The sequence below is a fragment of the Paenibacillus sp. JNUCC32 genome (assembly GCF_014863545.1).
GTDB classification, from domain to species: Bacteria; Bacillota; Bacilli; order Paenibacillales; family Paenibacillaceae; genus Paenibacillus_AQ; species Paenibacillus_AQ lautus_A.
The window spans coordinates 5561978-5581948 of sequence record NZ_CP062260.1; the positions used below are offsets into that span (position 1 = coordinate 5561978).

General features: G+C 51.7%; 18 protein-coding genes and 1 riboswitch. Of the genes, 11 read left to right on the plus strand and 7 right to left on the minus strand.

The window, feature by feature from the left end; genetic code table 11:
• Window positions 1-965: 965 nt before the first annotated feature.
• Together speB and speE are read right to left on the minus strand one after the other, a co-directional pair.
• Window positions 966-1835 (minus strand): agmatinase, encoded by an 870-nt coding sequence (gene speB, locus JNUCC32_RS24565; RefSeq protein WP_012818361.1) that lies wholly within the window; start codon window positions 1833-1835, stop codon window positions 966-968.
• Between the two features lie 18 nt (window positions 1836-1853).
• Window positions 1854-2681 (minus strand): polyamine aminopropyltransferase, encoded by an 828-nt coding sequence (gene speE / locus JNUCC32_RS24570; protein ID WP_012818360.1) that lies wholly within the window; start codon window positions 2679-2681, stop codon window positions 1854-1856.
• 332 nt (window positions 2682-3013) lie between these two features.
• On the opposite strand from speE, the gene JNUCC32_RS24575 reads away from it, so the two are divergent.
• Window positions 3014-5074, plus strand: a complete 2061-nt coding sequence (locus JNUCC32_RS24575) for a transglycosylase domain-containing protein (protein ID WP_192570125.1) — start codon at window positions 3014-3016, stop codon at window positions 5072-5074.
• A 107-nt stretch (window positions 5075-5181) separates the two neighbouring features.
• On the opposite strand, the gene JNUCC32_RS24580 is transcribed toward JNUCC32_RS24575, so the two are convergent.
• Window positions 5182-6060 (minus strand): hypothetical protein, encoded by an 879-nt coding sequence (locus tag JNUCC32_RS24580; RefSeq protein WP_192570126.1) that lies wholly within the window; start codon window positions 6058-6060, stop codon window positions 5182-5184.
• A 408-nt stretch (window positions 6061-6468) separates the two neighbouring features.
• Here JNUCC32_RS24580 and JNUCC32_RS24585 point away from each other — a divergent pair, with 408 nt between their 5' ends.
• The 3 genes from JNUCC32_RS24585 to JNUCC32_RS24595 all read left to right on the plus strand — a co-directional run bounded on the left by JNUCC32_RS24585 (window position 6469) and on the right by JNUCC32_RS24595 (window position 10460).
• The gene (locus tag JNUCC32_RS24585; RefSeq protein ID WP_096777290.1) at window positions 6469-6852 is read left to right on the plus strand and encodes an ArsR/SmtB family transcription factor; all 384 of its coding nucleotides are present in this window, start codon (window positions 6469-6471) and stop codon (window positions 6850-6852) included.
• Window positions 6853-9108 carry a heavy metal translocating P-type ATPase gene (locus JNUCC32_RS24590; protein WP_192570127.1) on the plus strand — a complete coding sequence of 752 codons (2256 nt, stop codon included), beginning with the start codon at window positions 6853-6855 and terminating at the stop codon, window positions 9106-9108.
• Window positions 9109-9290: 182 nt separating this feature from the next.
• Window positions 9291-10460, plus strand: coding sequence for a stalk domain-containing protein (locus JNUCC32_RS24595; protein WP_192570128.1), 1170 nt, complete (start codon window positions 9291-9293; stop codon window positions 10458-10460).
• A 91-nt stretch (window positions 10461-10551) separates the two neighbouring features.
• On the opposite strand, the gene JNUCC32_RS24600 is transcribed toward JNUCC32_RS24595, so the two are convergent.
• Window positions 10552-11070: a YwhD family protein gene (locus JNUCC32_RS24600; protein WP_009595531.1), complete on the minus strand. Its 519-nt coding sequence runs from the start codon at window positions 11068-11070 to the stop codon at window positions 10552-10554.
• Between the two features lie 147 nt (window positions 11071-11217).
• Here JNUCC32_RS24600 and JNUCC32_RS24605 point away from each other — a divergent pair, with 147 nt between their 5' ends.
• From JNUCC32_RS24605 to JNUCC32_RS24625, 5 genes are all read left to right on the plus strand, one after another.
• Entirely contained in the window at window positions 11218-13209 is a 1992-nt protein-coding gene (locus tag JNUCC32_RS24605) for a M1 family metallopeptidase (RefSeq protein WP_012818353.1), read from the plus strand.
• A gap of 11 nt (window positions 13210-13220) precedes the next feature.
• Entirely contained in the window at window positions 13221-14048 is an 828-nt protein-coding gene (locus JNUCC32_RS24610) for a hypothetical protein (protein ID WP_036662875.1), read from the plus strand.
• Between the two features lie 346 nt (window positions 14049-14394).
• A riboswitch (cyclic di-AMP (ydaO/yuaA leader) is annotated at window positions 14395-14530 on the plus strand.
• Window positions 14531-14534: 4 nt separating this feature from the next.
• Window positions 14535-15008 (plus strand): C40 family peptidase, encoded by a 474-nt coding sequence (locus tag JNUCC32_RS24615; RefSeq protein WP_012818351.1) that lies wholly within the window; start codon window positions 14535-14537, stop codon window positions 15006-15008.
• A 506-nt stretch (window positions 15009-15514) separates the two neighbouring features.
• Complete coding sequence (locus JNUCC32_RS24620; protein WP_012818350.1) at window positions 15515-16015, plus strand: GNAT family N-acetyltransferase; 501 nt, start codon at window positions 15515-15517, stop codon at window positions 16013-16015.
• A gap of 161 nt (window positions 16016-16176) precedes the next feature.
• A complete protein-coding gene (locus JNUCC32_RS24625; protein ID WP_096777305.1) occupies window positions 16177-16533 on the plus strand; it encodes a c-type cytochrome in 357 nt (118 codons plus the stop codon).
• Window positions 16534-16633: 100 nt separating this feature from the next.
• Here JNUCC32_RS24625 and JNUCC32_RS24630 read toward each other — a convergent pair whose 3' ends face one another.
• Window positions 16634-16948: a 4a-hydroxytetrahydrobiopterin dehydratase gene (locus JNUCC32_RS24630; RefSeq protein ID WP_009595556.1), complete on the minus strand. Its 315-nt coding sequence runs from the start codon at window positions 16946-16948 to the stop codon at window positions 16634-16636.
• 107 nt (window positions 16949-17055) lie between these two features.
• Window positions 17056-17349 carry a hypothetical protein gene (locus JNUCC32_RS24635; protein ID WP_009595521.1) on the minus strand — a complete coding sequence of 98 codons (294 nt, stop codon included), beginning with the start codon at window positions 17347-17349 and terminating at the stop codon, window positions 17056-17058.
• A gap of 191 nt (window positions 17350-17540) precedes the next feature.
• Between JNUCC32_RS24635 and motA the strand changes: the two genes are divergently transcribed.
• A complete protein-coding gene (gene motA / locus JNUCC32_RS24640; protein WP_009595558.1) occupies window positions 17541-18341 on the plus strand; it encodes a flagellar motor stator protein MotA in 801 nt (266 codons plus the stop codon).
• On the plus strand, window positions 18325-19131 hold the full coding sequence (motB, locus tag JNUCC32_RS24645; protein WP_192570129.1) for a flagellar motor protein MotB: 807 nt from the start codon (window positions 18325-18327) through the stop codon (window positions 19129-19131). Before motA ends, motB begins: the two co-directional genes overlap by 17 nt.
• 124 nt (window positions 19132-19255) lie before the next feature.
• Here the strand turns inward: motB and rluF are convergent, their stop codons facing one another.
• On the minus strand, window positions 19256-19957 hold the full coding sequence (gene rluF / locus JNUCC32_RS24650; RefSeq protein WP_036662880.1) for a 23S rRNA pseudouridine(2604) synthase RluF: 702 nt from the start codon (window positions 19955-19957) through the stop codon (window positions 19256-19258).
• Window positions 19958-19971 lie beyond the last annotated feature (14 nt).

The following is a 19971-nucleotide window of genomic DNA, read 5'->3' on the forward strand; positions in this document are numbered from 1 at the left end:
ATTCCATTCAAATTCGAATCAAGCTTCCCTAAGCTTATAACATATGACTATCAATCATTTCTTCTCAATTGCTCAAAGTTGAAAAAGCAAGCCTTCCCCGATAGCCGTAGGCTTAGGCAGGGAGGGCTTGCTTTTTCTTTCATCGCCGAGGGGCAAAGCCTCGGCTGATCATGTATAGGTGCTGGCCCGCGAGCAACCCGTCAGGGATTTGCTCGTGAGGGCCGCGCTCACGCGAAAAAGCAAGCCGACACCGATAGCCGTTAGGCTTAGGTGGGGGAGGCTTGCTTTTTCTTTCATTGCCGAGGGGCAAAGCCTCGGCTAACCTGTAATTTGGGCTGGCCCTCGAGCGACCCGTCAGAGAATTGCCCGAGAGGGCCGCGTTCACGCGAAAAAGCAAGCCGACACCGATAGCCGTTAGCTTAGGTGGGGGAGGCTTGCTTTTTCTTTCATTGCCGAGGGGCAAAGCCTCGGCTAACCTGTAATTTGGGCTGGCCCTCGAGCGACCCGTCAGGGAATTGCCCGAGAGGGCCGCGTTCACGCGAAAAAGCAAGCCGACACCGATAGCCGTTAGGCTTAGGTAGGGGAGGCTTGCTTTTTCTTTCATCGCCGAGGAGCAAAGCCTCGGCTAACCTGTAATTTGGGCTGGCCCTCGAGCGACCCGTCAGGGAATTGCTCGTGAGGGCCGCGCTCACGCGAAAAAGCAAGCCGACACCGATAGCCGTTAGGCTTAGGTGGGGGAGGCTTGCTTTTTCTTTCATCAGCCGAGGGGCAAAGCCTCGGCCACATAAAGGGCGCTCCAGAGGCCTCGAGGGCGTCCCCGCAGGGGAGACCGAAGGTTGGCCGGGCACAAGCACCAGCCCCGCTTCGATCCCCACAGCCCCGCTGAACGCCAACGTTGCGGGTGTCCAGAGGGCAGCGCCCTTGGGGCCCTCCCTGGCAGGGAGGGTTTGGGTGGGTGGAATCCCCTACTTCACGAATCCCAGCAGCATCTCGCGAATCAACTTCGCAGCCACGATCTGGGTCTGCTCGGTCGGATCGTAGATCGGCGCCACTTCCACGAGATCGCAGCCAACAACGTTCACATCGGAGTTTGCAATCAGATGTACGGCTTCCAGCAGCTCTTTCGACGTGATGCCGCCGGCTTCTGCCGTACCGGTGCCCGGTGCGGCAGAAGGATCCAGCACGTCGATGTCGATGGTCACGTAAACTGGACGGTTGCCCATGGAAGGCAATGCTTCCTTCAGCGGAGCGGCTACCTCAAACGGGTAGAAATTGATGTTCTCGCGTCCATACTGGAACTCCTCGCGGGAGCCGGAACGGATGCCGAACTGATAAATGTTCTTGCCGCCCATAATGCCTGCCGCCTTGCGGACCGGCGTGGAGTGGGACAACGGCTCTCCCTCGTAATGCTCGCGCAGGTCGGCATGGGCATCGATATGGATCAGAATGAGATCAGGATACTTCTCATACACCTTCTGAATAATCGGCCACGATACGAGGTGTTCTCCGCCGAGTCCAATCGGGAACTTCCCGTCGTCCAGCAGCTTGCCTACATAATCGCCGATCACTTCAAGACTGCGGCCGGCATTGCCGAAAGGCAGCATCAGATCGCCTGCATCGAAATAAGTGATATCTTCAATGCTCTTATCCAAATACGGGCTGTACTCCTCCAAGCCAACGGATGCTTGGCGAATACGGGCCGGGCCGAAACGGGAGCCGGGACGGTAGCTAACCGTGAAGTCCATCGGCATACCGTAGATGACGGCCTTGGATCCTTCATAATCCTCGGAGCTCAGAATAAACACGTTGCCGGAATAACCTTGATCCAGTTTCATCAGTTTATGCGCGCCTCCTTATTTCACCAAGTCTTCTACGAATTTCGGCAGCACGAAGGCGGCTTTATGCAGACGAGGCGAATAGTACTTCGTATCCATCTCATCAATCGTAGACTCGTCCACTTCAAGCGGATCGTATGTTTTGCTGCCCATCGTAAAGGTCCACAGACCGCTTGGGTAGGTTGGAATGTTCGCTCCATAGACACGCACGATCGGGAAGATTTCCTTCACGTCTTTGTTGACCTGCTGAATCAGATCCGCTTTGAACCACGGATTGTCCGTTTGCGCCACGAAAATACCGTCTTCCTTCAGCGCCTCATAGATCCCTTGATAGAATCCGCGCTCAAACAACGGAGCAGCCGGGCCTACAGGCTCGGTGGAGTCCACCATGATGACATCATATTCGTTCTTATGCTCGATAATGTGCATATATCCATCGTTAACCAGCACTTCAACCTTCGGATCGTCCAGCTTGCCGGCGATCTCAGGCAAGTACTGCTTCGAATATTCGATAACTTTTCCATCAATTTCAACGAGTACGGCCTTCTCTACACCCGGATGCTTGATCACTTCGCGAATGACGCCTCCGTCTCCTCCGCCGACGACAAGAACCTTCTTCGGATTTGGATGCGTGTTCAGCGCGGGGTGAGCGACCATCTCATGATAGACGAATTCATCCTTAATCGTAGTCATAACCATACCGTCCAGCACGAGCATGCGCCCGAATTCCTCGGTATCGATCATATCCAATTGTTGAAACTCCGTCTTCTCATGTACAAAGGTCTCCCGGATTTTAGCCGTAATGCCAAAAGTCGGGGTTTGCTTCTCTGTGTACCATAATTCCATCGTCACTACCTTCTTTCCGCTAGAATAATGTTCAGCCGTCCAGATCCAAGCCGTAAAACTTTATTCGGGGCAGATGCCTTTAGCTTACAGTTTCACACTTTTCCTATTGTACCAAACAAATTAGATTATATTAAATCAAGCCCAAATTGCAACCAAAAGTTCCGGTACATGCGAACGGAAGCAAAAACATCGCCCTTTCCGATGAATATCCTGACCGCTGCAGCCCCATACTGTATAGAAAAAGAAGGCAGCCAAGGAGAATTTGAGCACATCTCCATTTTTGGCGGCACAAGGGCCTTGACTCTACAAAAGGACTGGAAGGAGAACATCTGATGCCGGGGCAAAAAAAATCACCCAAGCGCAAACGTCGTTTCGTCCGGCTTGCTACATTTCTGTTCGTACTCCTTGGCATTTCCATCATCGCCGGCGGCATTCTGCTCGCCTATTTATTTATAACGCCGCTGCCGGTCGCGGAAACATCCCGCTACTCCCGTCTGCTCGACAGCCAGGGAGATTTGATCGCCACATTCTCAAGCACGGGACATACATCCGAGCAGGTGAACCTGGCCGACATATCCCCCCTCCTGGTTCAGGCCACCTTGGCGGTGGAGGACCGAAAATTCTATGAACATCCCGGGTTCGATATGAAGGGCATGGCCAGGGCCGTATTGGTCAACCTGCAGCATATGGATCGCAAACAGGGAGCGAGCACGTTAACCCAGCAGCTTGCACGAAACTTATACCTATCTCATGAAAAAACATGGACACGAAAACTCAAGGAGGCCAAATTCACCGCCCAGCTTGAGATGAAATATACGAAAGATCAAATTCTCGAAATGTACCTGAACGAAATTTATTACGGTCACGGCGCTTACGGCATCGAGTCGGCGTCGCTGCTGTATTTCGGCAAATCGGCAAAAAACCTGACCTTGGCCGAAAGCGCAATGCTGGCCGGCATTCCGAAGGGGCCCACGTATTACTCGCCCTACAATCATATGGACAACGCGGTCAAAAGACAGCAGATCGTCCTGAATGCCATGGCGGAGACCGGATTCATCACGGAGGCCGAGGCGGATAAAGCCGCTTCGGCCAAGCTTGCCCTGCTCCCGCAGGACCGGCAGGAGAATAAAGTAATTGCCTCCTACTTCCGGGACTATGTCCGGGGTCTCGTCACCAAGCAGTTGAACATCACGGACCAGCAGCTCGAACAGGGCGGTTTGAACATCTATACAACCCTGGATCCTCGGGCCCAGAAAGCAGCCGAAGAGGCCGTATCCGAGGGCATGGACAGCAAGAGCGAGCTGGAGACGGCGCTCGTATCCATCGATCCGCGAAACGGCCACATCAAAGCTATGGTCGGCGGTAAGAATTACCGCGAGAATCAATACAACCACGCGTTGGCCAGAACCAGGCAGCCCGGCTCCTCATTTAAGCCGATTATGTATTTAACGGCCATTGCATCCAAGGAAATGACAAGCACCAGCGTGTTCAACAGCCAGCCTACCCTGTTTCATTACGATAACAATCGAAAAACGTACCAGCCCAGCAACTTCGGCGATAAATATTTAGGCGAAATCCCCATGCGAGAAGCCATTGCCGCCTCGGATAACATCTATGCCGTGAATACCATCATGAAGATCGGCCCGGATAAAGTCGCCGACATGGCGAAAAAGATGGGCATCACGAGTCCGCTGGAGCCTGTCCCTTCGCTGGCCCTGGGCACCTCGCCCGTCAGCCCGCTGGAGATGGCCTCCGCTTACGCCGTCATGGCTAACAGCGGCAAGCGGGTCTCCCCTGTCGCGGTGCTGAGCATCACCGACGCGGCCGGCCGCAGTTTGTATACGGCTCCGGAAAAGGAAGGCGAACAAGTGGTCGAGCCTTCCGCAGCTTACGTGATGACGCGCATGATGGAGGGGGTATTCGAGACCGGCGGAACGGGTAACCGCGTCTCCACCCTGATGAAACGGCCGGTGGCCGGGAAGACGGGCACGACCGACACCGACGCCTGGCTCGTCGGATATACTCCGGAGCTGTCGACGGCGGTATGGGTCGGGTATGACAAAGGACGGGAGATCAGCAAAGTCGACGGACGGCGCGCAGCGCCGATCTTTGCGCAGTATACGGAGAAGGCACTGGAGAACGTGCCGCCCAAGATTTTTCCGATCCCGGATGAAGTCGTCAGCGCATATGTGGATCCGAAGACGGGCAAGCTTGCAGGCGTCGGCTGTCCGGACAAAACGCTGGAGGTTTTCGTCAAAGGGACGGAGCCCACGGAGTATTGCGACGAACATGAGGGCGGGGAGCCCGCCAAGAAGGCTAACCCTGCAGATGCTGCCGAGAAACAGGAGGAACGTTCCTGGTGGAAGGATTTCAAACGATGGTGGGTCGAATAAACGGATAGCCCGTCACGTCAAAAAAACAGCAGGCTCTTTTTCCGGGCGTTCCCGATTAAGAGCTTGCTGTTTTTCTCTTTTTCGCGATTCTTTATGTAGATGGCTTCTTATAAAATGCTCATATATTCGATCATGGAGCTGCCCAGAAGCACGATGACGAGCATGACTGCAACGTAGACCAGCAGGATCGCATACAGCGGATCCAGGCCGCCGGCCACTCTTCTCTTGTAGCCGGTCATGACGCATAACGGCACGGTCATCACGGTGCTGATGAACGCTAGAAGGATGATCACCTTGGATATATCGCCATTAAGAAACAGGAACAACAAACTGATTGCATACAACACAAGGTATAGCGGCAGCAATGTGCCGAATCTGGCCATGACTTCTTTCAGCTTCGCAGCCGGATTAAATGACAGCTTGACTGCAGCGAAGGTAAAGACGTTCAGCAAAAACAAGAAAATCGCGATCCAGACAATAGGCTTCAGGACTAGATCTACAAACGCCCCCTCCGGGAGTCCCTGCAGTTCATGATGAAGCGCTGCGTACAGCGCGAGCGGAAGGAGCACAATATAGAGCATCATGGATACGATCGCGTTTAGGAACTGGCTGTTGTCCGTTACGGCAGCTGCGCTGAAGGGATGCCTTAGCCCCTTCAGGAAATGGTCCCCATAGAGCTGCCCATACAATTTTAAGCTGGTCCAATAAGGATTCGGCCCCTCTTCCTCTTCGGCATGCTGGCGGCCTGCTGTAGGAAATGAAATATCCGGCGGAGTATACACCGGCAGAGCAGCTTCTCCTTGGCGCACATGAGAAATCTCCCTATTTATGCTTCCGCCTCGCCTGGCGACGCCGTAAATTTCCGACGCAGCAGCTTGCTCCTTCATGGCCGCAAAGACGGGGGAATCCTCGATAATCAGCCTGGCCCCGCATTTCTTGCAATATTTCCCATCTCCCGTTTCATATCGACATATCGGACAAGTCATACTCCGGCCTCCCCTGTTTATACACATCCGCAAATCGAAGGATAGGTATTAGATAATGTACACATTCGAGTCGAAACGATGGCCCGTACAGGATATGATGCAGCGCTTGAGGTGCCTGGGCCGCAGATACTCTTCCTGTGCGAATTTCACATCTTTTTGCTAATAGTATAAGTTGGCGTGAAATGAAATGGAAGGATTTTCTGAGCGGCCGCTGCGCCTAACGCTGGAATTGGTTCATATGATAGGACTCGCCGGATCATAACCTGCGCTGTGAAAAGCTTGTGAACAATCAAATATTCGTTTGAATATCATGTGTAAATCGGGTATATTATGACTAACAATCAAATCAACGTTTGAATATATAGAATAAAGAGCACTAATTGCTCCTATTTCAAGGAGGTTGATCTTATGAATGTCCGAACAATGAGAGAGGACGTGGCTCTGGAGCTGTGTGAAACGGAATGTCCTTCAACCGAGAGGGTTGCTTTGTTAAAAGAAACGGTTTCGGATGATGATATGCTCGGCATGGCCGAGATCTTCAAGGCGCTGGCCGACCCGACGCGGGTCAAGGTAGCCTATATGCTGGACCGCGGCGGCGAGTTATGCGTTTGCGACGTGGCTGAAGTTCTCGGAAGCTCCACCGCAACAGCCTCCCATCATTTGCGCACGCTGAAGAACAAGAATATCGCCAAATCGCGCAAGGCGGGTAAGAATGTATACTATTCGCTAAAAGACGACCATATCCGGACTTTGCTTCATATGACGCTGGAGCACCAGAAGGAGAGGGTGTAGATGAGCACGGACAACCATCAGCAATCCAAAACATCTCCTGAAGCAGGTGGCAGCAAACTTGTTGAATACAAGGTCCAGGGCCTCTCGTGCCCGAACTGCACCCGTGAAATGCAGGAGGAGATCCAGAAGCTCGACCATGGAGGCGACGCCCGGCTGAGTTATAACAGCGGAAAGCTGACCCTTTCCTCCCAGGTGAACCTAAACCGGGTAGAAACCATTTTGAAAAGTGATGGAGCCCGAATCGTTTACGCTCCCCAAACAGCCCATTCGGCTGCCGGCGCTGATGTTCGGCCCGCCTCTTCGCCGCACGCTCATGGTCCGTCAGATGAACACGACCACGGACAAAGCCATGGACATGAACACAGCCATGGCAGCGAACGAAAAATGAAGTGGCTGCTATCCATCTCGGCTGCGTTTTATCTGCTGACTTTTCTATTAGAAGGGAAAGCCGCCGAGTCGGTTGTGATCGCATTATATGCTGGTGCCATGATATTGAGCGGGTATACGACGTTTTTGCGCGGACTGCGTAACCTGACCCGCTTCAAATTCAATATGGATACCCTGATGACCGTTGCGCTCGTAGGTGCCGTCATCATCGGGGAGTGGCGGGAAGCCACGCTCGTTGCCATTCTGTTCGGCCTCAATGAGCTGCTGGAAGGCTACGGCATGAACCGTGCCCGCCAATCCATGGAAGCGCTGCTGGCCGCAGCGCCGAAGGAAGCCGAGCTTTGGGTAGACGGCCAAACCAAACGCGTGCCGATCGAGAGCCTCTCTCCCGGAGACGTTGTCCGGGTAAGACCTGGCGAGAAAATTCCTTCGGACGGAGCCATAACCCAGGGAACCGGCGCGGTGAACGAAGCTGCCATAACCGGAGAATCGGTGCCTGTTACGAAACGGGAGGGCGACGCCGTATTTGGCGGCAGCGTAAGTACCGACGGCGTGCTCTATATCGCCATATCGAAGGCTTATCAGGATTCCTCCCTGGCCAAGATCATGCATCTTGTGCAGGAGGCGCAGGACAGCAAGACGCCGACGGAACTATTCATCGATAAATTTGCTAAATACTATACGCCAGCCATTATGATCATCGCATTGGCTGTTGCGCTGATTCCTCCGTTGCTGCTGAATCAGCCCTGGATGACCTGGGTCTACCAGGGGCTGTCCATTCTCATTGTCGGGTGCCCTTGCTCGCTCGTGCTCTCTTCCCCGATAGCGCTGGTTAGCGGGATGACCCGCGCGGCACGCAACGGCATTCTAATTAAAGGCGGAGTCCATCTGGAGCAGCTCGGACGCCTGGAAGCCGTCGCTTTCGACAAGACGGGAACCCTGACCAAGGGCGAGCCGGCCGTCTACGCGGAAACCGTATATGATGAAGATAAATTTTATGCCGTGGTAGGCGCGCTGGAGCAGTCCTCTCTCCATCCGTTGGCCAAAGCCGTCATGAAACATCTGGAGATCAAGCAGCCGCAATGCATGTTTAATGAACCTCGACAGATAACGGTGCTGCCGGGTGAAGGCATTCGGGCTGAAATCGGAGGGAAGCTGTTCTGGGTGGGCAGCGAGGAAGTGCTGAAGCATGTGAACGGCCCTCAAGATCATATCCGTGCCGTTGAGGATGATATTCGGAGAATGAAGGCCCAGGGGTACACGATCGTTGCCGCCGTAAGCGAGGAGCGCGTATTAGGTCAATTCGGTCTTGCCGATGAGATTAGGCCGGAGACCGCAGCCGTTGTCCGCAAGCTTCACGAGGCTGGAATCGCGGATACGGTGATGCTGACGGGCGACCATGAGCAGTCGGCGCAGGCGATCGCGAAACAATCCGGCGTATCGCGGGTGTTCGCAAGCCTGCTGCCGGAACAGAAGGTCGCCAAAATCAAGGAGCTTAGCTCCCGCAAAAAGACCGGCATGGTCGGCGATGGCATTAACGACGCCCCTGCATTGGCCGCTGCCGATCTGGGCATCGCAATGGGAAAAGGAACGGACAGCGCCATCGAAACCGCCGACATCGTATTGATGCAGGATCACCTTGGTAAGCTGCCCGGGGCCATCAAGACGGCAAGACGAGTCAACCGGATTATTAAATGGAACATCGGACTTTCCTTGTCGCTGAAGGCCATCGCTCTGCTGCTAACGATTCCGGGCTGGCTGACCCTATGGATCGCGATCATATCGGACATGGGGGCCACCATTATCGTTACCCTGCTGGGTCTCACCATTCTGTTTGGCAAGGATCAGGAACTGCAATCAGGACATTGACATAAACCGGAGCTGCGTCCCTTCTGGGCAGCTCCGGTTTTTTAGGTTCGGACGCTCCCTCTCCCCTCAGCTTTGCTTCATCGCATATATCATTTTTTACATGATTTTTTTGATTTGATGAAACATTTCCCATTATTTAGTCGTTTATATAGGCGGGAGTGAAAACCAGAAGGAGGAAAGACATGAAATCCGTACAGATCATCAAACTAGCAGGTACCGCATCCATAGCATTGTCTTTAATGCTTACATCCTCATCGCTCGTAACCATTCCTGCCCATGCGGCAGCGGCCTCCACATCGCAGAGCAAGGCAGCCTGGAGCACGCTCGATGTGAAGCATAAACCTTATACGAATAAAGGCGTCGTGTTCATTCCGCTGAAGGAAGTTTCCGAACAGCTGCAGCTGCAGCTGACGATCCCTGGAAAGAACGAGCTGTACATTAACAGCCCGACCCAGTCTGTTCGTGTGATTATTGGAAATTCGCGCGCCGTCAATGCCAAGGGTACCGCTCTGAAGCTTGAGGCGGCTCCGGTTGTGAAGAAAGGCGTGACTTATGTTCCCGCCAGCCTGATTACCAAAGGCTTCGGCATTCAGTTGAAGTACGACAGCAAATCCGGACTTCGAACCACCTTTGATTCCTGGTCCCAATATGCTTATGCCTCCAAGGCCAATATGCTGTTCTGGGTAAATCGCGAGACCGGTATGCTGTCCTTGGGGAAAGCCGGAACGACGCCAACGAAAGTCGGCATTCTCCCGATCGAGGATATCGATCAAGTGGGCTTGAACGCACATCGCATCAACAGCAATACCTATGTCGTCGACTTGTCCAATTATTACGGGGAACCCCATATCCATGAAGGAAGATATCGGGTGCTCATTCAGGACATGAAAATTCTGAAGCTTTCCAAAACGAATCACACCAATTTTGCCGGGATCAACTACCGTCCGGACCAACTCAGCTACAAAGGCAAAGTTGCCATGATGAATGGCAGTACGCTAGAGCTGGTTCATCCGATGGGCAAAACGGTAAAAACCTACGATCTGGCCGCCCTCACCGGTGTTGACGATCATTTTATTGTGGAAGCAATCGAACAGGACTTCCTGCTCGTCCGTCCTTATACGAAGGCAACCCTGTATATTGTTGAACCGACAGGCAAGTCCGCAGAACTTATCTATCCCGATCTTTTGGACGAGGAGAGCATCAAGGCTATTGAGGAGATGCCGCCAAACGAAGTGGGTTTCATCGGAGACGGCCTTACGTATGACGGATATGCCGGCGGCAAGCTGAAGCTTCAATACGAAAATCCGTTTCTTGATATAAAGAAAAAGCTGACCTACGCCCTTCCATTCTAACCGTAACAATCACAAAAAGACCGGCGGATTCATTCACGAATCCTACCGGTCTTTCCTATGTCCGCATCTAGAAAAATGCTTATTTATGGTATCATTCCGCTGTTTGAAGAGCTTCTCTAAACTCCTCCGGCGAGGCATTCCACCATTCCTCGTTACGGGAGATCAGCAGTTCGCGCAGCGCTTTCTTCTCCACGTCGCCAAGCCCATCCAGAATAATCTTGCGCTTCATCGCCGCATCCATTTTATTCACATGGTCGGCGAGGATTTTCCAGCCGCGCCGGGCTTCATGGTCGATCCACATTTCGCACGCGGTCATGCCTGCATAATGCTGTCCTTCCGCGGTACGGTCTACAGCTACCCACACGATCCACACCTGGCGTCCGTTGGGCACTTCATCCCGGTTCATGCTGAAACGGATGCCCTTCTCCACCTTGCTCTTTGCATGCATGGCTCCAATATCCACTCGCGCCTCGCCATTGTCGATGATGACAGGCGACAAACTGTTCAGATCGATGGAGCCGGATCCAAACCCCTTATGCTTACTCTTGCTATTGATAATATTCAACGCAATGGGTTTCTTCGCACCCTGCTTCTGATCTTCGTTCTCCACTGCTGCCGACCTCCTATATCAGAGCCGATTCTCACGTATCAGCCGCTAAATTGATAACCATGTCCCAATAATTTTATTTTAACTAATAATCCCCCAAAAGCAAACATATACATGCACTAGATGCTTGTCAACGGGAGGTTGTTCGATATGGTCCCACCACGTGCCAAAGTCTTTCTATCATCCCTGCTTGCCCTTGGTTTGCTTGCAGGATCGATGCCGATATTTCTGAATCCAGGGTCCTCAGCGTCTGTCCTTGCCCCAAATGCGGGCAAGCCCTCTGCCTCTGCCGTGGAGAAGGCCCCGCTCTCACCGCCTAAGGTGCAGCCTGATACTCCCGCTCCGGCCCTAAGCGACCGGCTGGTGGAATATCACATGGATGTTCGGTACGAGCCTGAGGAGAACAAGCTTAAGGGAAAGCAGACACTCACTTGGACTCACCCAGGCAAAAAAAGCGTAAACGAGCTGTACTTTCATCTGTATCCCAATGCCTTTGCTTCCGATGAAACGACCTTTATGAAGGAATCGGGCGGCAGGCTTCGTTCCGACCCCATGCCGGACGACGGGTACGGCTCCATGACCATTACCAATGTGAAAACGACGGAAGGACTGGCCCTTACCCATCGCCTTCAATTCGTCCAACCCGATGACGGGAACATCAAGGATCACAGCCTTGTCAAACTAAGATTGCCCAAACCCATCAAGGGCGGGGAGAGCATCACCATTCACATGGAATTTGAAGTCGAGCTTCCCAAAATATTCGCGCGCATGGGTACCACCGAGAATTTTATTATGGCTGGCCAATGGTTTCCTAAAGTATCGGTCTATGAACCGGCCGGACTTCGCGGAAGAGCCGAGGAAGGATGGAATCTTCATCAATACCACGGCAACTCCGAGTTCTACTCCAACTTCGGCATTTACAGCGTTCGCATCCGGGTGCCCGAGAATTACATTGTCGCCGCGACCGGATTCCCGACCAAGCCTGCCCAAAAGTCGAACGGGGAAAAAATTTATCAATTCTATGCCGATGATGTGCATGATTTTGCCTGGTCGGCCTCGCCCAACTTTGTCACGGCCGAGGAGGCCTTCTCGGCACCGGGCGTGCCGGGCGTCCGCATCAAGCTGTATCTCGATCCGGCCCATAAAGACCTGAAGGACCGTTACTTTGATGCCGCCAAGTCGGCACTGGCTTCGTTTGGTAAATGGTACGGAACCTATCCTTATTCCACGTTGTCCATCGTCGTCCCGCCGGAGTCGGGCAACGGTGCAGGCGGCATGGAATACCCGACGCTGGTCACGGCCTTCGGGGCCAAGAACGATTCGCCGGGTTATGAGCTCGAACGGACCGTAATTCACGAGATCGCCCACCAATATTTTTACGGAATGATCGCAAGCAACGAATTTGAGGAAGCGTGGCTGGACGAGGCCTTTGCAACCTATGCAGAAGAAAGAGTGATGGAGAAAGAATACGGCATTACCTCCAACACCGCTGCTCAAGGAGCATCGATTACCTCCCCTGCCCCGCTGAAGATGGAGTCCTGGAAATACAGCTCACACGAGAACTACGCGCTGAATGTTTACACGAGAGGCAAGCTGGTGCTGCAAGGCATTGAACGGCAGGTCGGTCCACAGATGATGGGGAAAATCATGCATACCTATGCCCAGAAATACCGTTTCAAGCACCCAACCACGTCTGATTTTCAGAAAGTCGTCGAGCAAGTAAGCAAAACCTCCTGGCAATCGTATTTTGACCAATATGTATATGGAAGCCAAATGGCCGACGTCGCCATCGATGTGATCAAAACCAAAAATAAAGGCACGTCAGACCATCCGCGGTATGAATCCACGGTCAAGATTACGAGCAAGGACGGAGATATAACCGATGTGCCTATCGTGTTCGCCTTTGAAGACGGCAAAACGGTGGAGCGAACCTGGAGCGGCAAGGACGGAAAAGTTACGTACACCCTGGAGTACAGCACCCCGCTCGCCTGGGCCATGGTTGATCCGAAATACTCCATCGTTCTGGAGAATAGACACATCAATAACTATATGAAGGCAGGAATGGATCCGAAGGTGGTCACACGCTGGAATCTCAGTATTACCAAGCTTGTGGAGACGTTGTTCGGCAGCCTGTCATGGTGAGGGGGGAGCACATGAAAAGTTATGCAGGCCAAGGGTGGATCAGTGTTAAAGACCAATTATACGTCTCCATTCTGCTGTTCTTGTACCGCATGCTGTGGGGATATTGCCTGTACCGGCTTGTAAAATCGGCAGTCGTCCCCCTGCTGATGCGGTATCCGGATTCTGCCCCTAACGAGCTTAGCCGCCTGTTATTCTTCTACGAGGGCGAGATGAGTCTGTCGTTAAGCGGCACGGTCCATACCTATGGTTGGCTTCTGGCCGCTCTGCTCCTGATCCGGATGGTATGTACCCCGCTCATTCGGGCAGGCATCTTCTATAACCTCCACCAGGAGGCCAAGGGCGAGCGCGGATTATTCTTCTTCACCGGCATGCAGAAGCTATGGAAGCCCGTTACGGTATTTTATCTGATCGAACTTGTTCTTACCTTTGTGCCCGGATACTGGATTCTGCCCAAAATCCTTCCGATTCTGCTGAACGGGATCCATGAGCCGGTTCTGCTGCTTCATGCGCTGCCTCATGCAGCCGGATGGTTTCTGTACGCCTATCTGATTCGCCTGTTATTGCTCTATATGCAATTCGGCCGTACGGACAATTCCGGCATGATCAGCTCCGTTCTTGCGCTCTTCCGCCGACTGGGCACGGCTGTGCTGTTATCCCTTACCGTTGGCGGATCGGCCTGCGTCATTCTTTTGCTCCTAAGCTCGGCATCGCTCTTCTGGGCGGGATTGATTGGCTTGATTATTCAGCAAGCCTCTTATTTTCTGAATGGACTCTTCCAAATTTGGGTAATTTCCGCCCAATACCATTTGTGGCGGGATTCTTCCTCGCAGCATGCCTAATCGTTACATTTCGTTACCATCATATGATAAACAAGCTCGTAAATATGCTGTAATCGGAAGCGACACATTTCTCTCTCGGACTTGATTTTACAAAGAATAGAAGCTCATTTTTCCTCAATATTACATTTTCCGATGGCCAAATTACAAAAAAACCTGATCCCGCATGATGGGGACAGGTTTTTTTGTATAAAAATGAGCTTTCCTCATTTGCCAAATTGTTAATACTCTGCTAAAATAACGAATATGTTAGTAACAACTTTGTCATCTTTACTGTAACTTTTTGCTGGAACTATGTAATTTCGTTAAGCATGTTGGAACGTCAGACGTCTATGAATGGGTTCATCAACATTTTAAGGAGCCGAATTCCCATGATTGGGAAGCGGGGGATCCGTTTTGGGTGAATTGATCTCGCAAGAGAGGGATCATAGGGGACCTTCAACCGAACCCTTAAGCTAACCTCGCAGGCAATGGAAGGAGCTTTTTGTTTTGAAAAAGAAGTTAACGGCCATTTCTCTAGGCCTGGCCCTCGCACTCACATTAGGGACCGGAAGCGCTTTCGCCGATTCCAAATTAAATACTGCAATCAAACCAGCCATTGGTGTCTCTTATAAAACAGGTGGAACCACAACGAATGGTTTTGACTGCTCCGGATTCACCAGCTATATCTACAAGAAACTTGGTCTAAGCCTGCCGCGCACGTCTGGAGCTCAATACAAAGTCGGTACGGCCGTAGCCAAGAGCAAGCTGAAAGCTGGCGATCTCGTGTTTTTCAACACATCCGGCAGAGGTGTATCTCATGTGGGTATTTATGTTGGGGGCGGCAAATTCGCTCATTCCTCATCCTCGCGCGGTGTCATCATCAGTCCGCTGAGCCAGAGCTATTACGCCAATCGATACGTAGGTGCTAAGCGAGTCATGAGTCAGTCTACGTACAAGTCTGTAGCTGTGAACTACAATTAATTATTGGAACTTCATTGATTTATCCTTTACAAGAAGCCCTGGGCGTATGAGATTGTGCCGATCTCATCCAGCGGCTTTTTCTTTTTTCTGCCTCTGTGTATACCTTTATAACGTTTGGGACAACGAAAAAGTTCCCACTTTTCGAGAAAAAAAGAAAATTATTATGCAAATTCTCTTCGCATCCTCAAGTCATTGCATCTTCTACCCTTTATATACCCTCCTCTCCCTTCATTAAACACCCTAATGGAAAAATATTGATTTTATTTTCTGAGGACTACTACGAGCAGCGATACGTAGATGCCGAACGCATCATGAGCAATGATCAGTATGAAAAGTCGACCGGAGAATCTCCCAAGCTTCGATGTCTTATCCTCGTCCTGCCCATACATATCCGTTTGCCCGTCAAAGGAGACCTACTTCTCTTGGACGGGCTTTTTGAATGCGGCTAGAATGTTTGAGAAATGGGGTATAATTTAATTTGTAATTATGACAGGGGGACTTTGCCAATGGATGCAGCACCGATTTCATTTCATACGGTGGTCATGCGTGAAGAGCACGCGAAAGAAATATGCGCCTGGACCTATCCTCCTCCCTATAACATTTACGGTTTTCTTCCCTGGGAGCAGATGAAGGGGCTTGAGATCGAGTTTGGGGATCCGGACATCCGCCGGGAACAGTACATTTCGATTTTGGATGAACGGAAGACGCTATGGGGATTTGCCCAGCTGTTTCCGATGCATGAGGTTACGCGGATCGGGCTGGGCATGCGGCCTGATTGGTGCGGGCGGGGAATGGGTAAACGGTTTATGCAGACGATTGTCCGGGAAGCGAGGCGGAGGCGGCCTGCCGATGAGATCGACCTGGAGGTAATGACCTGGAATGAGCGCGCGATCCGTGCATACGAAAAGGCGGGCTTTCATATCACCGATACGTACGAGCGCCTTACACCGACGGGAAACGCCCTTTTCCACTGCATGGTGTATGAGCCTCCGGCAAATGAGGAATAGTAATCCTTGTCTATATGAAAAAGCACAATTTTGTGTACTTTTTATGAAGGCGCGCGGTATAGTTGCTTTTTTTGTCACAACTGGCTATGCTGTCTATGGATGTTGGTTTATAATGGAGACAAGTGCAAAAGTGCAGTATACATAGAAGGGACGATATGACGATGCAAAAATGGATCATGAGCGGATTGTTCTTCGTCGCATGTGCGTTGGCTATTGCGCTGATGTTTACGCTCCCAGGCAAGGAACAGGTAGCTCAGGAAGAGAAGCCGACTATGCCGGAAGTGACTCTGGATGCTGCCGCAGCCGAAGCCACACTGAAAGCAAGCTGCATCAGCTGTCATGGTGACCAACTTCAAGGCGGCGCTGGACCGGCTTTGAATCAAGTAGGCGGACACATGGATGCGGACGCTATCTTCAACGTTGTAACCAAAGGCCGTAAGGGTATGCCTTCCTTTAAGGATCAACTTAAGCCTGACGAAATCGCAAACATCGCGCTGTACCTTGCTGAGAAAAAATAAATCAGCTTATACGCAAAACACGCTTGAACCTGGAGAACCTCCCGGCGCAAGCGTGTTTTTACATATTGGGGAGCTATGACCGGATGGATCCGTCTCCCGTCTATTGTCCTGATTTGCCGTCCTTGGAACGGCTTTTCTCGTAGGCCTCGTTAAACTGCTGCGCTTCCTTAATATCCACAGCCGTAATGCCGCCGTCGTCCCAGGAAGTGAGACGCAGCGTAACGACTTTATAATCTATGGTGATATAGGGGTGATGTCCGAAAGCTTCCGAAATAGCTGCCACTTCATCAACAAAAGCGATTCCCTTCATGAAGGAGGAGAAGGTATACTTCCTGACGATCCATCTCCCTTGTTCAAATTCCCAACCCTCAAGCTTTTCCAGATGAGCCTCTACTTCTTGCTGCGTATAAAGCATCTTTTATCTTCCTCCCCGAAAAAAACCTATCGTAAAGCCGACTGACACGTGTATGGGCTTCTGTCATCTATTCTATTCTGCCCTGTTTCCGTTGATAACTGGAGTGATTACACAAGAGCCACAAAGGCCAACTCTTCTTCACCGATCAAAATATGTATTCGATGGTTATTCTGGTCATGCATGACCACGCCGCTGCCGACGCTAATCACCGGCTCCGTGCCCAGCGCATAGAACAAATCCTCCGCCAGCGCCTCATGAACCTCATTCCGCTCGGCTTCGCCCAGATTGCCCCAATCCTCCGCTTCCATTTCAAAGAAAACGTAGCTGTCGGAAATTCGCCCGACGGCTTCGGTCAATTCCGCGAGGATTTCGCCGTAATCCCTTCCGTGCTTCACACCCATCTCAATCACTCCTTTCCTTACCGTACTAAGCTTCGTTTCCCTTCCTTCCATTATACCGGAAATTACAACTAAAAAAAAAAGCCCGACCTGACGATAAATAGGATAACGCCCCACAAAAGGGGCCCGGTTCTCCATGAGAGCCGTTCTGACGAATGGATTCGTTATTTTATTTCTCACGGATGAGGTGTGGTATGGAAATTTCAACAATTATAGGCTTAATCATCGGTATCGTCGCGGTACTGGTGGGCATGATTCTTAAAGGTGCCTCCCTTCTCGCTTTGTATAACCCGGCAGCCTATCTAATCATTCTTGGCGGTACGGCAGCAACTTTATTCATCGGATTTCCGTTATCCGAGCTGAAAAAGATTCCGAAGCTGGTCAAAATGACCTTCGTGAAACAGAACCTGATGGACAAGACGGACATGATCAAGCTGTTCATGGAATGGGCTTCGATTACGCGCCGTGAAGGTCTGCTGGCTCTGGAAACCAAAGTCGATGAGATCGATGACAGCTTCCTGCGTAACGGAATGCGCATGATTATCGACGGCAACGATCAGGAATTCGTACGCGATGTATTGATGGAAGATATCAACGCCACGGAAGAGCGCCATCGTTCCGGCTCGCTGATCTTCTCCCAGGCCGGCATGTATGCACCTTCCCTCGGAGTACTCGGAGCCGTTATCGGTTTGATCGCTGCACTATCCCATATGGAAGACATGGGCGAGCTTGCCCATGCCATCGGGGCTGCGTTTATTGCTACCCTGCTCGGTATCTTCACCGGTTATGTCATCTGTCACCCGATTGCGAACAAACTCAAGCGCCTATCCAAGCGCGAGGTTGAAATTCGACTGATGATGGTAGAAGGCCTGCTGTCCATTCAATCCGGTGTATCCACCATTGCAATCAATCAGAAGCTCTCCGTGTTCCTGACACCATCCGAACGCGCTGAGCTCAGCGAGAGGGAGGCTGGTGCTAGTGAGCAAAAAGACTAGACACGAGCCACACGAGGAGCATGCCGACGAATCCTGGCTTCTTCCGTACGCAGACCTGCTGACATTGCTTCTGGCCCTGTTCCTGGTTTTGTATGCCATGAGCGCGACGGATGCACGCAAATTTCAAGAAATGAGCGAAGCCTTCAGCGTTGCTCTCACCGGCGGAACCGGCGTGCTGGATTACAGCAAGACCGAGCCCAGCGACACCCCGCCTAATATTAACGATCATAAAGCGACAACCCCTTCCGTTCCAGCAACAACGCCCGACCAACGTCGTGCCGAGTTGATGCGTCAGGAACAAGAGGATCTGGAGAGGCTGAAGAAACAGCTCGATAATTATATTAAAAATAACGGTTTAACCTCAGAGCTCAGCACCAAGTTAAACCACTCCCAGCTGGTCATTACGATCCGGGATAATGCCCTGTTCCCGTCCGGCGAAGCCGTGGTGAAGCCGGAGGCCCGTAAACTGGCCAAGGCCATATCGCAAATGCTTCACAAATTCCCGGATTATGAGATCATTGTTTCCGGTCATACGGATAATGTGCCGATTTCCAACAGCAAATATCCGTCCAACTGGGATTTAAGCTCGGATCGGGCATTGCAGTTCATGAAGATTCTGCTCACCAACTCGGAACTGGACCCTAAACGGTTCATGCCGATCGGTTATGGAGAATACCATCCGATCGCCGATAACAACACCGCTGTTGGACGAGCGAAGAACCGTAGGGTTGAGGTATCCATTATACGTAAATACCAGGATAGCGCAACGTTTACCAGCGTTAATGAATAACCGGTATAATGAACGGTCTAACCGACTATAACACACCCTAAACAACCGATGCATCTGGCCTCCAGATCTCATCGGTTGTTTTCTTTTTACACAAGGGTTTCACAAAGCCGGTACACCATAATTGCTACTCGAGCTTATAGTTCAGCAGCCGGCCAAGCTCTTCCTTCTCTTTGTCATTGAGATCGCGCCATGAGCCGATACGTTGGCTGCCAAGTCGAATATTCATAATCCGGATTCGCTGCAGCTTTCGAACCTCATAACCAAAAGCGCTGCACATTCTGCGGATTTGCCGATTTTTCCCCTCCGTCAGAATGATTCGAAATACGCGTTCGGACATTCGCGTGACCTCACAGGGGAGCGTCATCTCCCCCAAAATTTTGACGCCGCCGGCCATTCCGCGAAGGAAGGATTCCGTTACCGGACGGTCCACCGTCACAATATATTCTTTCTCATGTTTTCCTTCGGAGCGAAGGATCTTATTGACGATATCTCCGTCATTCGTTAACAGGATCAGTCCTTCGGAGTCCTTATCCAATCGTCCAATGGGAAAAACCCGTTCGTTATGGCCTACGAAGTCTACAATATTGCCCTTAATATGCGACTCGGTGGTGCTCGTAATCCCGACCGGCTTATTAAGAGCAATATATACATGCTTCTTCTTGTCCTGAAGCGGCTTTCCCTGGATCCGCACATCGTCGCCTTCCTCGGCCTGGCTGCCCAAGACCGCAACCACCCCGTTAATGGTGACCTTCCCGCTCTCCACCAGCTTGTCCGCTTCACGACGCGAGCAATATCCCGTTTCGCTGATAAATTTATTGATTCTCAAAGATGCCATCCCCT

Coding starts and splice junctions, on each gene's coding strand:
- JNUCC32_RS24595 (WP_192570128.1), top strand. CDS start 9,291: ATGAAATCCGTACAGATCATCAAACTAGCAGGTACCGCATCCATAGCA.
- JNUCC32_RS24620 (WP_012818350.1), top strand. CDS start 15,515: ATGGATGCAGCACCGATTTCATTTCATACGGTGGTCATGCGTGAAGAG.
- JNUCC32_RS24610 (WP_036662875.1), top strand. CDS start 13,221: ATGAAAAGTTATGCAGGCCAAGGGTGGATCAGTGTTAAAGACCAATTA.
- JNUCC32_RS24585 (WP_096777290.1), top strand. CDS start 6,469: ATGAATGTCCGAACAATGAGAGAGGACGTGGCTCTGGAGCTGTGTGAA.
- JNUCC32_RS24580 (WP_192570126.1), bottom strand. CDS start 6,060: ATGACTTGTCCGATATGTCGATATGAAACGGGAGATGGGAAATATTGC.
- motA (WP_009595558.1), top strand. CDS start 17,541: ATGGAAATTTCAACAATTATAGGCTTAATCATCGGTATCGTCGCGGTA.
- speB (WP_012818361.1), bottom strand. CDS start 1,835: ATGAAACTGGATCAAGGTTATTCCGGCAACGTGTTTATTCTGAGCTCC.
- speE (WP_012818360.1), bottom strand. CDS start 2,681: ATGGAATTATGGTACACAGAGAAGCAAACCCCGACTTTTGGCATTACG.
- JNUCC32_RS24590 (WP_192570127.1), top strand. CDS start 6,853: ATGAGCACGGACAACCATCAGCAATCCAAAACATCTCCTGAAGCAGGT.
- JNUCC32_RS24575 (WP_192570125.1), top strand. CDS start 3,014: ATGCCGGGGCAAAAAAAATCACCCAAGCGCAAACGTCGTTTCGTCCGG.
- JNUCC32_RS24605 (WP_012818353.1), top strand. CDS start 11,218: ATGGTCCCACCACGTGCCAAAGTCTTTCTATCATCCCTGCTTGCCCTT.
- JNUCC32_RS24630 (WP_009595556.1), bottom strand. CDS start 16,948: ATGCTTTATACGCAGCAAGAAGTAGAGGCTCATCTGGAAAAGCTTGAG.
- JNUCC32_RS24635 (WP_009595521.1), bottom strand. CDS start 17,349: ATGGGTGTGAAGCACGGAAGGGATTACGGCGAAATCCTCGCGGAATTG.
- JNUCC32_RS24625 (WP_096777305.1), top strand. CDS start 16,177: ATGCAAAAATGGATCATGAGCGGATTGTTCTTCGTCGCATGTGCGTTG.